The following is a 12,613-nucleotide window of genomic DNA, read 5'->3' on the forward strand; positions in this document are numbered from 1 at the left end:
CACGACCTACGCCACCACGTCGTCCAGACCACCAGCTAGGTCGTGGAAGATCGCTCGGTTGAGACGAAATGCCTTCTTCGCCTCGTCGACCACGGCATCTTTATCGGCATCCGAAATGCCCAGCTCAGACAGACTCCGTCGGTAGCCGTCGCGGTAGGGCTTAATTTTTCCGATCGCGGAGAAGTCATAGAATCGGGTTCCCTCCGCACCGATGCCGTAGTGCTTGGCCAGCATGGACGCAATCACCTGACCACCAGAAAGATCACCCAAGTAGCGAACATAATGGTGCGCCAATGCGGCGTTGGCGTTGCCGTTGCTTTCGATTTCACGAAGCTCGGCCACGTAGTTCTTTGTCGCCTCCACAGGCGAGATCTTTTCCCGCCAATCAGGCCCCACCAAGTGCTCAAGGTCGGCTGCCAGTGCTTCCAGGCGCTCCAGCTGCGCATCGTAGACCGCGCTGACCTGCTCTGACTCCGCAGTGGACCGCACTGCCTGCTCCAACGCTTCGTACACAAAGTAGAGCTGACCGGTTAAATCGATGGCCGCCTGCGCATCCAGTTCACCCGCGAGCAGTCTCGACATGAAGTCGGAGTTTTCCGCTTCACTGTGGACACCGGAAGTCTCCACTTTGAGCCGCTCTGCCAAGGGCTGAGCAGCCAGCTTGTCACCTTCTTTAATCGTGTTTTCAACCATCGTTTTCTTCTTTCTCTGTGGGCTTTTCGGAGACTAGGGTGAGAGGTATTGTCCGCGCTGAGGCACCAGTACGGGGTTGCCCGCGGAGTCCTGAAGCACTTCCACACCGATGCCGTAGACTTCGCTGATGGTCTGTGCATCCAGGGTTTCCGCAGGCGGGCCTTGCTTTACGACGCGCCCCTGCGCCACCACCACAACGTGATCGGCATACGCCGCTGCGGCGGACAAATCGTGCAGGACCACGACCACGGCTTTGCCCGCCGCCGCGCGGGCGCGCATCATTCCCATGATTTTTTCGGCATGGTGGAGGTCCAGGGCCGCGGTCGGTTCGTCGAGAAGCACGACGGGAGTGTCCTGGTAGAAGACGCGCGCGCTGTGGACGCGGGCGCGCTCGCCGCCGGAGAGGGTCGGGACTTCCCGGTCAAGGAGGTGCGCGACGTCGCATTCAGTGATGACTTCCGCGAGCAGCTCCTCGTTCGGGCAGCCCCAGGGGTTGCGTCCGAAGTCGATGACTTCGCGGCTGGTGAATGGCACGGACAGCTCTTGGCTCTGCACCAGGACAGCGCGGTAGCGGGCCAGGTCAGCGATGGAGAGCTCGGCAATGGAGTGCTCGCCGATCCGGACGTCGCCGCCGCTGAGCTCATGGTCGCCGGAAAGCGCTGCGAGCAGTGTCGACTTTCCGGCACCATTCGGGCCGACCAGCGCGGTGACTTTTCCGGGCTCGGCGACCACGGAAATATCGTTGAGGATGCGGTGACCATCCAGGGTGATGCTGACATTTTCGGCAGAAATGCCCAGACCAGAGTGGATTTCCATTAGTGCACCGCCCTCTTCGAACGCAGGAGCAGCCAGAAGAACAGCGGGCCACCGACAATCGAGGTGAGCATTCCCAGCGGCAAGTCCGCACCGGTGATCATGGTGCGAGCCGCGAGGTCGGCCAGCGTTGTGGCCAGCGCGCCGCCGAGGATGCATGCGGGAATCAACGTGCGATGCGCTGGTCCCAACAGCAGTCGTGCAGCATGCGGCACGACCAGACCGATGAAGACGATGATGCCGGAAAATGCCACTCCAGCCGCCACGACCAGGGACGTGCCAAAAATGATGGCGCGACGCAGCGTGACGACGTTAATACCCAGGTGACGGGCTTGCGCTTCACCAAGACTCAGAATGTCCAGCTTGCGGTAGCTGACCCACATGGCAATTACGGCTGGAACTGTCACCAGCGTAATGATGACAACCTGCGTCCAGGTGGCGCTGGCAAACGAGCCCATCTGCCAGAACACAATGCGGTCGCGGGCAGCCGTGGAGGCTACGAATGTCAGGAGCGACACCAGACCACCGCAGATGGAGTTCACAGCCACACCGACCAGAATGATTCGGGCGATGTCGCGGCCACCGTGCGCATTGGCGGCCACAATAGCCGTGGCCACCGCACCACCAATAAAAGCTGAGACCGCAATAGCCCAGCTGCTGGCGAAGACACTCAACACTCCGCCAAGCACCCCGGAAAGCCCGGCGGCGGTGCCCAAAACTGTGGCGGTAGCAGCGCCGACGGCAGCGCCGGAGGAAACACCGATGAGGCCGGGTTCAGCGAGCGGGTTGCCGAACACCGCTTGCAGCGCCACACCCGCGAGGGCTAGCCCCGCGCCTACGAGGCAGGCCAGCGCGATGCGCGGTAGTCGCACTTGCCACAGCACGGTGTCGATGGGCTCTGGCGCGTCACCGAGACCGCCATTGAACACTAGCCTCACCATTGAGCTCAGTGATTCGCCGATGGTGGCGCCGAACTGCCCCACGGAGGCCGACCAGCCTATTGCCAGCACCAGCGCTAGGGCGAGCCCGATGAAAACGGTCGCCTGTCTGAACGGAATAGTTTTGTTCGCGGTTGTCTGCATTGCTCAGCCAGTCACTTCCCCGCAGTCTTGTCTGCACTCGCATCAGCACTCGCATCAGAGCCTGCACCAGAACCAGAACCAGCACCGCCACCGTAGAGAGCATCCGCAATGGCGCGGATGGCACGCGGCGACTGCGAGTCAAAGGACAGCAGCTGCGAATCCGGCACATCCACAACGGACTCATTCTGGCCCGCCGGGGTCTGCGCGATGCCCGGGATCTCCTTCAGACCTTCAATCCCGCCGACGGACTCCAGGCCACCGGTCATCACCAAGATGGTGTCGGGAGCCGCAGCGATCAGGGACTCCGGAGTAATCGGCGTGAACGCGCCCTGAATACCAACGCCCTCGCCGGCATCAACACCGCCCAGACGAGTAATCAGAGAACGCCCACCCGAGTCCGGCCCTGCAATCATGGCCACACCGGTTCCGCGCACGTAGAGGATCATCATCTTGCGGCCATCGGCCTTGGCGTGCGCGTACTCGGTCGCAGCCGCCAGCTCCTTATCCAGGTGCTCCTTCACTGGGCCAACTTGGTCAGCCAGGCCGACTGCGCTCGCAACTTCGTCGATAAGCGTGTTGATGGTCTCGGGAGTGCGCTCGTCCGACACATGGACGACAGTGATTCCCGCCTTTTCAAACGTGTCGAACACGCGGCTGGGGCCAATCGAGCCATCGGTAATGATGAGCTCCGGCTTTAGCTTCATCACCGACTCAGCATTGACCGCATGCCCGCCGATAGTGAGGTTTGGCAGATCCTTTACCGCCGGGAAATCGGAGGTGGAGTCGCGCCCCACCAGACGGTCCCCGAGGCCAAGCGTGTAGACCGCACGGCTGAGCGCTCCCGCCCGGTCAAGGGTGAGAATACGCTGGTAGTCCTTACCTTCTGCCGGCTTCGGATCCTTTAGCAGCACTTCGGGGTTTTCCGAAGGCAGGTTCGCATGCGCGGCACCGTGAGCGGAAATGTTGTCGGCGCGCGGTACCGTCGTCACGCCAGCGCTTGACGACGATCCCTCTTCCCTCGCGGCATCATCGGAACCACAGGCGACTAGTCCTGCGACCAGGACAACACTCAGCAGTGTCCCGGCAAGGCTGCGAACGCGACAGGCAGGCACGGTGAACATATTCCCCCTCTGTGAGCTGACGCTGCACGGAGATAGACGACAAAAGAATGACTAAATAACGACTAACACTAGTAACAAAGAGCTTAGAAAGGACTTTGCTCTACTCACCCAAAGAATCTTAGGCTATCTTTTAGTTCTAGGTTAGCCTACCCTTAAATAAACATAGTAATTTCTACAGTTTTTCGGAAGGACGTTACCTCCTATGACTACTCGCACATTCCAGCGTCGCGCGGCTTTCCTGGCTATTCCGGCCGTCGCCGCACTTCCACTTCTCGCCGCCTGTGGCTCAGATGACCCAGACGGTGCCGCGCAGGATGCTGCCAACGCCTCGGAAACCACCAGTTCGGCTGAGGCTCAAGAAACCGACGCCCCCGCCCGTGAAGTAACCATGGAGGCCGAGCCGGTCAACGACCTGTCCGAGGGCGATGTCATCACCGTCGACCTCGCTGGCCTCGACCCCGACTACGGCTACTACGCCGCACTCTGCGCCGCAGAGAAGGCTCCAGGCAACCCCGTCCCGGACTGCACCGGTGACCGCAGTGCCGGCACCCAGTCGCAGCAGTGGATTACCAAGAAGTCCGGTGGCACCACCACCATCGCCGACGACAACACTGCGCACTTCGAGCTCAGCGTCGTCCCCACCGGTGAGGCCGTGGACTGTACTCAGCAGGAGTGCGTGCTGAAGCTCTTCGGCGACCACAGCGAGGGTTTCGAGGACATCACCGAAATCCCGGTTACTTTCGCAAAGTAGCCAAACCACACACGCGCAGGTGTCGCAGACCTAGGCTAAGAGCCATGGAAACCGACCAGCCTGCGACTGCCAAAGAGGCGGCACCGCGCCGCATCACACTCCTGCCCGGCGACGGCATCGGCCCCGAAATCACCGATGCCTGCCGAGGACTCATCACCGGCGTCTTCCCCCACTGGGAACTGAAAGAGGCACATATTGGCTGGTCACAATGGTGCGCGCACGGCAATCCCATCCCACAGGAGACCTGGGAAACACTAGAGCGCAGCGATGCCGCTCTCCTCGCGGCGATTACCTCCAAGCCCGCTCGCGAGGCCGAGGAAGAACTAGCACCGCATCTGAGCGGTACCGGCCTGACTTACCGCTCCCCTGTTCTCCAGCTGCGCCAGCGCCTCGATCTCTTCGCCAACATCCGCCCGGTCACCCTGCCCGGCGCGGCTGCCGACTTCACCATCGTCCGCGAAAACACCGAGGGCCTCTACAGTCACGACTATCTCCTTCCGCCTCACGACGCCCCGGCCGACTCCTCGCACCACCACCTGTGGGCAGAGGTGGTGGAGGACTCGACGGTGGCTCGCGCCGTCGATAAGCATGGCGAAGTTGCGGTTTCTTTGCGCGTGACGACGTCCTTTGCGTGGCACCGCCTTGCGCGACAGGCGGCTAAGTTGGCTCTCGCGCGGCAGGCGGCAAACCCCGATTCGGAGGCCACGCCGACGGTGACGGTGGCGGACAAGCCGAATATCCTGCGGGACTCTGCGCGTGTGATTCGCGGGGCGGTTGAGCAGGTTGCGGAGGAGTATCCGCAGGTCGCATTCGATTTTGCCAATGCGGATGCCGTGGCAATGCAGCTGGTGACCGACCCGGCGCGCTTTGATGTCATCATCGCGGAGAACCTTATCGGCGACATTCTCAGTGACATCGGCGCTGGGCTGATTGGCGGGCTGGGGCTGGCGGCGTCGGCGAATGTGGGCGATAACTTCGCGGTTTTCGAGCCGGTGCACGGTTCGGCACCTGACATTGCGGGTCGCGGCGTTGCTAACCCGGCTGCGTTTTTGCTCTCAGCGGCAATGTGCGCGGAACATCTTGGGCATCCGACCTCAGAGCTCGCACCGGCCGCCAAGCTGCGCCAGGCCGTCTACGCCGCGACTCGCACCGCGCCGACGCTGGATCTCGGCGGCACCGCAACTACCAGCGACTTTGTGGCTGCGGTGCGGGCGGAGCTGGGGTTATAGGCCCCTCAGCTCCTACTGGAACTGGCTGAGGTCAATGCCTTCCAGCGGGTCGGACTCGCGGATGTCCTCCTCCGGAGGCAGCGGCACCTCGCAGAGCACAACTGCCGCACCGCACGGGTCCTGCACGGTTGCCAGCGGACCAAACTCGGTGGCCTGCGGGGCAACGAGCACGGAACCGCCCAGTTCCTCAGCCTTGGCGACAGCGGTGTCGATGTTCTCCACGCCGAGGTAGGCCAGCCAGCCGACGAAGCTCTTGTCGGCAGCATCGGTCTGCGCGGCAACCGAGCTGGCTACCAAACCTGCAAATGGTGCCCCGTCTTCCATCGCGACTGCGAAGGTGCCGTGCTCGTTCTTGTTGCGCACTGCGATTTCCCAGCCAAAGAAGTTGTGATAGAAGTCCGCGACCTGCTCAAAGGTCTCCTCCGGGCCTGCGACTAGCTCGAACCACACCGGGGTGCCGGGCTCGCCCGCTGCGATGAAGGCCTGCTCACCCGGCTGTTCCAGCAGCCCAATCAGGCCGCCGGCGGGGTCGGAAACGACGGCCATCGTGGATCCGTCGACAAGCGGAGTCGGTTCCTGGAAGACCTCAGCGCCGAGCTCGCGCGCCTTCTCGACGGCACCAGCGGCGGAGTCGACATGGAAGTTCACGCGCCACTGGTTGACGAAGGCATCCTCAGCGTCCTTATCGGCCTCAAGCAGCACCGACACCGGCATTCCGGACAGCATGGCAACGCGGCGACCAGCGGATGCCTCGCGGGCATCCTCATGGATTGGCGCAGTGTTGCGGTAAGCCCATCCGAGAACACCACGGTAGAAGCGCTCGGTCTTACGCGGTGCAGCGGAGAGCAGATCTACGCGCAGGGGCATGCCAAATTCGGCGGGAAATGCGGGCATGAGTTACAGGTTCCTCCACTTTTCAGGATCAAAGTCATCATCGGCGGTGGCCTCATCAAAGTAGTCATCATCGACTTCATCGGCGGTGGCCACGCGTGCCGACATACCGGCAACAGAGACGACGTCCCCTGGACGCAGCACCTTGCCACGACGAGTGTCGACCTCACCGTTCACGCTGACCTGGCCCTCAGCAATGAGTTCCTTGGCCAGACCGCCCGTTTCCACCAGGTTTGCCAACTTCAGGAATTGCCCGAGACGGATGGACTCATCCCGGATTGCGACATCGATAGGCTCCATGCCTTTAAGTGTGTCATATCCGGTGAAAATGGTCGGAGTTTGGCTGGTTCGGAGAGGTTCAGAGCGTCTCATGAAACCTCTATTTCAATAAAAACTCTGAACCGCTGCGGAGCAAGGCAGCGCATCCTAACATGCTTTCCATGTCCTATTCGCGGCCTACGAAACGGTCCCTTATCGCCAGCGAAGCGCCACCTCGCCCTCCGCTGCGCCATATTATCGCCGCCTCGGTAGCCGTGAGCCTGCCGCTGATGACCCTGGCACTCATCTCAACGTCTGTCTCTGACCTGCTATTTTTACCTCCTATTGGCGCTGCCATGGCGCTTATCGTCGGCGCACCGACCTTGCCCCTGGCTCAACCACGAAATGTCGTGGTCGGACACCTCATCGGCTGCACGACTGGCATCGCAATTCTGCACATGTTGGGTTCGACCATCATTGCTGCAGCGGTTGCCGCCGGCGTTGCCTTCGCGCTCATGCTTCTTGCTCGCGCGGCTCACTCCCCTGCCACCGCTACCGCTATGGTCACCGTGCTGATGCCACACGGCCATGGGCTTACCAACGACTTCCGCTTCATAGGCTTCATTTTCGCTTCGTCAATCATGATCGTGGTGCTTGGCATCCTCGCAAATCGACTGCGCGGCCTTCGGTATCCCACCTACTGGTGGTAGGTGGACGCGGGGGTTTGGGGGTTTCGGTGCTCCGGGCGCCCCTAGGCACCCCGATGCAGTAATGACCCCGTTCTTCGGCCCATCTTGGGCCTCACTCTCAATTTGTGTGGTGGTTTTCCGCTTTACGACGCTTACGACCTGGGCTTTTACCAACCCCGAACCACACAAAGTGTGAATGAACGCCAAAAGGAGTCAGCCATGATACAGATAACCGGTAGTCGGCTGACTTCATAACAAACCAGAGTAAATGCGTCCTATTCTCGGTGGATTGACACAACAAACACTTCAAACCCCTGGCGCTCAAGCAATGTTACGCATCTATTGAGCGTAACTTTTGTAAATGAGAATAGATTCTTAGCGTTCAGGACCTTACCTTTCCCAGCCATGGCGAGGACGATCTTCTTAGGCCTACTTACTCGATCCTCAAATTCCATGCCCGCTTTTAAACATTTTTCTTTGAATTTATTCCATGCTTCGTCATCATAATAGAGAGTTTCAGCTGAAACTTGCGCCTGAGCGATAAGATGACTCGCAGGGGAGGAGCGGTCAAATTGCTTTACATGAATCAGAACATTTTTATCAAGAAATACATCTGCGACTTCGACCCCCTTTGGATGAGCCTCGGTTCTAATTAAATCTGCATCTAAGCAGATTCCACCAATAGAATCAGCTAGTTGCCTATTGTAAGCGGCTTCATTTAAACCTGGCTTCCAGACAGGAAACTGTACATTAAAAGACTTATTAAAGATTTTCTCTATCTTTTTATCGAGGTTTTCCAGATAGGCACTGGAAACCTCAAACCAGCTTCCGTTGTAAAAGCAGTGCCGCTTTCCTTTGAAGTCGGCTTCGAAGGTAATCCAGTTCTTAATTGGTATTTTTCTACTGATTGCCTCCTTCGCTTCATCATCTCGAAATAACTGAATCGAGATTTTTGGCACTTTGCTTACACGCTCATTTTGGGGAATTTCAGAAATGATTTCTATGAGATCATCCAGATCGGGTGTGCCTGTTTTTACCTTGCGCCGCCCAAACCCATATAGTTTCCAGGAGCCCGGAGAATCCGTATCATCTATTCGTTCGTCGGGCCAAGAAAGGCCCATCCTACCTTCGTTGTTATCAAATTCATCGAAGAGAAATGCGTCAAGGTACGAAATAATTGATTTATTGCGAATCTTGGTAAGTTGGTCTAGAATTTCAAGTTCCTGCTTGGGGGCTCGATGCAGAATTTCGCCTATTTGGTTGAGATCTTTCAACAAAGACTCCCGTGATTTCCCCAGTGGAATCGAGAGAGAATCTGAACCTCGGACTTGGATTTCTTTCTCGCCAGCGGTGAGTTCTGGAATGACGGCTGCCCCTTTGATACGAGACACAATTTCGCCGAAGTCACCTACTTCAAAACGATTAATGGTATCTCCAGAAGGAATCGAGGATCGGTCAGTTTTAGAGCGGTTATCTAAGATCGTCTTTGTCACTGACTTGAGTTTGTCAGGATTAATTGTGCGTGCCGCGATACGCTGGCCGAATCCATGGTCAATATATTCGGGCGAGATGAGCAAGTAGCCCATGCCGAATGCTAGTGCCCAGGTAGATTCATTAGAGTCTGGAATCAGGATCAGTCCGCTTGAAGTAACATTGCTTTGTCGAACTGGTTTCCCTGAAATCACACTGGCTTTTTCAACCCACGATGGTTGATTGTTCCTAATTTCACCATGTACAAGCAAACAATTTCTTTCATCAAGTTCGAAATCCTCGACACAAAACTCTTCAGTACGGTCTAGATATTTCTTTTGACAGAGTTCCTTGAGATTTGAATTTCCAGTCAGCTTATACAGCGTATAACTCGCTGTTTTAGATTTCTTTCCTGCCATTTTAAGCCCCTTCTGCATACCGCGGCGCGAACTTTTCCATCTGCTCATATACCCGCATGGTGGCTTCCTTCTGTCGGTCCGGCGGGTACTTATACTTGCGCAACAACAGTTTGATGGTCCGGCGCAGCTTGGCCTTGACATCATCACGGACGGTCCAGTCCGTGCGGGTATCACGCCGCATGGTGGCCACGAGTTGGCGCGCGATTTCTGCCAGGACATCGTCGCCCAGGACATCAACGGCGGACTCGTTTTGGGATACCACGTCGAAGAACGTCAGCTCGTCGTTAGTCAGCGCTGGCGTGAACTTCTCGCCGCGCTTGGACTCCTCGACTACTTCCTTCGACAGTTCAACGAGCTCGGCAATCACCTCTGCGGCGGTGAGCTGCTGGTTGGTGTAGCGCGTCATGACATCGCGGATGCGCTCCGAGAACAGTTTGCTGCGGACCTCATTGTTGCCTGTGGCGTCACGGATTCCCTGCTGCAGTTTGGTTCGCAACGCATCGATAGCCAATTCGATATTGGACTTCACATCCTTTTCGTCGAAGCCCTGTGCTGCAAGTTCCTGGAGGTTCGGAATATTCTTTCCGATTTCCCCGTAGATGTCGACAACCTTCTTGCTCTCGGCAGCATCGATAACCAGCTGGCCGAGGATTCGCCGCGCAGTATCGGAGATGGGCTCGCCGCGACTAGCGCGATCGGCAGCCTCCATCTTGATCAGCCACTGGCGTACTTCCAGATAGAAGCGCACATCGTCGCGAATTTCATCGGCACCATCCGCGGTAACGGCGATGGCCCACGAACGCGCCAACGCACCTGCTAGCTGCCGGAACTTCTTGGCCAGTGGACGGGCCATCGGGTCTTCCTGATCTACATTTCCCGGCGAACGCGGAGACCGCAGGAATCCAACTACCTGAGAAATAGCATTATGAAGATTTTCACCGGCAAGCAGCGCGCGCCAATTCACCGGAACCATTCCTTCGATTTGCGCCAGGAACCCGGTCGCAATCTGTAGGGTATCTTCGGCGTGCTGGCCGATGACCTTTGTTCCCTCTTTGCTGCCATCAACGGTGAACTCTTCGAGGGCTGCGCGAAGGTTATCTGTCAGCGGCGCGTATGCAATGAGCAGACCGTCTTGTTTGCCACGGAAGGTGCGGTTCACACGTGCCAGGGTCTGCATGAGCAGCGCGCCACGCAGCGGGCGGTCGATGAACAGCGTGTGCAGTGGAGGCGCATCGAAGCCGGTGAGCATCATGTCCTTGACGATGATGATTTCTAGTTCATCGTCAGGGTCCTTCATCCGCTCTTTGACTGCTTTGATGCCACTGGGCCGACGCATGTGCTTCTTAATCTCAGCCGGGTCGGACGGATTCGCGGAGTAGACAACCTTGATCTTGCCCTTGGCGTCCTCGTCACTGTGCCAGTCGGAGTGGCGCTCGATAATCTTCTCGTAGATGCGTGCGGCGATACTGCGCGTGGAGGTCACCACCATCGCCTTGCCGGGACCACCAATGAAGTCTTGCATGACTTCACGACGATCTTGCCAGCGCATTAGCAAGTCCTCGACGAGGGTGTTTAGTCGATCCTCCGTGCCGTACATGGCCTCCAGTGCCGCGGTGGTTCGCTGGATGCGGACGCGCTCGGATTCGCTGAGGCCTTCCATCGCCTCTTCGGCAGTGGCGTCGATGTACTCGTCGGTAACATTCTCAACTCGGGCCAGCGGAATCAGGCGAGGCTCAAAGTAAACGGGCACAGTGGCACCATCGTCGACAGCTCGCTGCAGGTCGTAGACATCGATTTCGTCGCCGAAGACCTTGCGGGTATCACGGTCCCACTCGGCAATCGGTGTACCGGTGAACGCAATCATGGTGGCGTTTGGCAGTGCGGTGCGCAGGTGCGCTGCGTAACCGTCAGCGTTGGTATCGCCGAAGCCATAGTGGGAGCGGTGCGCCTCGTCAGCGATGACGATGATGTTGCGGCGCTCCGACAGCAGAGGGTGCGACGCGTCACCCTCACGCTCGTCCTTGGTGAGCCCGAATTTCTGCAGGGTGGTGAAGTAAATTCCGCCGGAGGTGCGCGTCGCCAGTGCAGTGCGCAGTTCGTCGCGGCCCCCCACCTGCTTCGGCTTCTCAGGCAGAAGCGTGCTGGACAGGAAGGTGCTGTAGAGCTGCCCATCGAGTTCGGTGCGGTCGTTGATGACCACGATGGTGGGGCTCTCCAGCTCCGGCCGGCGCATGACGGCAGCGGTGTACATTTCCATTTCCATGGACTTTCCGGAGCCTTGTGTGTGCCATACAACACCGGCGCGGCCGTCTCCGCGCACCGCGCTGATGGTTTTGCCGACTGCTTTGGTCACCGCGAAGTACTGGTGAGGCTTGGCGATGCGCATGTTCAGCCCGTGCGCGGTGTCATCGAACGCGGTAAGGTCGCGTTGGAGTTGGATAAAGCGCACCGGGTTGAATACGCCCCAGATGAGGTTTTCGAGGGCCAGGCGGATGTCATTATTTTCGTCCGGCTCGTCCATCTTGATCGGGCACCCGTCGTCGTCGACGTTCCACGGCGCCATGTGGTTGTACGGGGTGAAGGGGGTTCCGTACTTGGCGTCGAGGCCGTCGCTGGCGACAACGACGTTAGCGAAGCGGAAAGCCATCGGGAACTCCGAAACATAGGTTTGGAGCTGGTTAAATGCCTCCTCCGCCGTGGACCTTCCGGCGGGCTTTTTCAGTTCAAAGAACGCGACCGGCAGGCCGTTGATGTAGCAAACGACGTCGAAACGCCGCTCGTGTTCGAGGCTGCGTACGGTGACTTGGTTGACTGCCTTGAAGTCGTTCTTTTCCCAGTCGGCGGACATGAAGTAGATGGTGGGGTTTCGCCGCTGGCCGTCGAGGTCGTAGTACTCAATGCCGGTGTATCCGCGCACGAAAATCTCGTGGATGCGCATGTTTTCAGCAGTGGGGTCCTGCGACTTCGGGGTGAGCAGCTCGCCGATGGCCTGCTGCAGGAATTCCTCCGGCACGCCCGGGTTGAGGTTTCGGACGGCCTCGTTGAGGGTGCCCCGCAGGATGATGCTTTTCCAGGTTTCGCGCTCGCCGGAACCGGGTGCAACGTCGGTGCCGTGGAGCAGCTGCCAGTCGTTCTCACCCAGCTTTTCCAGAGCCATTTGCTCCAGCATGTCTTCGCTATACATCGCTGTCTCCTTC

Annotated in this window: 11 protein-coding genes; 3 read left to right on the forward strand and 8 right to left on the reverse strand. The window is 58.6% G+C overall.

Features of this window, described 5'->3' with window-relative positions; all coding sequences use genetic code 11:
- Positions 1–6: 6 nt before the first annotated feature.
- The 4 genes from HMPREF2651_RS08505 to HMPREF2651_RS08520 are packed head-to-tail and all read right to left on the reverse strand — an operon-like array spanning position 7 to position 3,709.
- Positions 7–693, reverse strand: coding sequence for a biliverdin-producing heme oxygenase (locus tag HMPREF2651_RS08505; protein ID WP_049181261.1), 687 nt, complete (start codon positions 691–693; stop codon positions 7–9).
- Positions 694–726: 33 nt separating this feature from the next.
- Positions 727–1,509, reverse strand: a complete 783-nt coding sequence (locus tag HMPREF2651_RS08510; protein WP_049181260.1) for a heme ABC transporter ATP-binding protein — start codon at positions 1,507–1,509, stop codon at positions 727–729.
- Entirely contained in the window at positions 1,509–2,588 is a 1,080-nt protein-coding gene (locus HMPREF2651_RS08515) for a FecCD family ABC transporter permease (RefSeq protein ID WP_049181259.1), read from the reverse strand. Before HMPREF2651_RS08515 ends, HMPREF2651_RS08510 begins: the two co-directional genes overlap by 1 nt.
- An 11-nt stretch (positions 2,589–2,599) precedes the next feature.
- Complete coding sequence (locus HMPREF2651_RS08520) at positions 2,600–3,709, reverse strand: heme/hemin ABC transporter substrate-binding protein (RefSeq protein WP_049181256.1); 1,110 nt, start codon at positions 3,707–3,709, stop codon at positions 2,600–2,602.
- A gap of 202 nt (positions 3,710–3,911) precedes the next feature.
- Between HMPREF2651_RS08520 and HMPREF2651_RS08525 the strand changes: the two genes are divergently transcribed.
- Positions 3,912–4,460, forward strand: a complete 549-nt coding sequence (locus tag HMPREF2651_RS08525) for a neocarzinostatin apoprotein domain-containing protein (protein ID WP_038627230.1) — start codon at positions 3,912–3,914, stop codon at positions 4,458–4,460.
- Positions 4,461–4,504: 44 nt separating this feature from the next.
- Positions 4,505–5,689, forward strand: coding sequence for an isocitrate/isopropylmalate family dehydrogenase (locus HMPREF2651_RS08530; protein ID WP_049181253.1), 1,185 nt, complete (start codon positions 4,505–4,507; stop codon positions 5,687–5,689).
- A 12-nt stretch (positions 5,690–5,701) separates the two neighbouring features.
- On the opposite strand, the gene HMPREF2651_RS08535 is transcribed toward HMPREF2651_RS08530, so the two are convergent.
- Positions 5,702–6,583: a VOC family protein gene (locus HMPREF2651_RS08535; protein WP_005510913.1), complete on the reverse strand. Its 882-nt coding sequence runs from the start codon at positions 6,581–6,583 to the stop codon at positions 5,702–5,704.
- A gap of 3 nt (positions 6,584–6,586) precedes the next feature.
- Positions 6,587–6,880 (reverse strand): RNA-binding S4 domain-containing protein, encoded by a 294-nt coding sequence (locus tag HMPREF2651_RS08540; RefSeq protein WP_005510922.1) that lies wholly within the window; start codon positions 6,878–6,880, stop codon positions 6,587–6,589.
- Between the two features lie 140 nt (positions 6,881–7,020).
- On the opposite strand from HMPREF2651_RS08540, the gene HMPREF2651_RS08545 reads away from it, so the two are divergent.
- Positions 7,021–7,548, forward strand: coding sequence for an HPP family protein (locus tag HMPREF2651_RS08545; RefSeq protein ID WP_239663062.1), 528 nt, complete (start codon positions 7,021–7,023; stop codon positions 7,546–7,548).
- A gap of 254 nt (positions 7,549–7,802) precedes the next feature.
- On the opposite strand, the gene HMPREF2651_RS08550 is transcribed toward HMPREF2651_RS08545, so the two are convergent.
- Positions 7,803–9,416: a DUF6119 family protein gene (locus tag HMPREF2651_RS08550; protein WP_161798947.1), complete on the reverse strand. Its 1,614-nt coding sequence runs from the start codon at positions 9,414–9,416 to the stop codon at positions 7,803–7,805.
- 1 nt (position 9,417) lies between these two features.
- Positions 9,418–12,600: a type I restriction endonuclease subunit R gene (locus HMPREF2651_RS08555; protein WP_049181249.1), complete on the reverse strand. Its 3,183-nt coding sequence runs from the start codon at positions 12,598–12,600 to the stop codon at positions 9,418–9,420.
- Between the last annotated feature and the right edge of the window lie 13 nt (positions 12,601–12,613).

Origin of the sequence: Corynebacterium sp. HMSC063A05, assembly GCF_001809695.1 — a bacterium.
GTDB classification, from domain to species: domain Bacteria; phylum Actinomycetota; class Actinomycetes; order Mycobacteriales; family Mycobacteriaceae; genus Corynebacterium; species Corynebacterium amycolatum.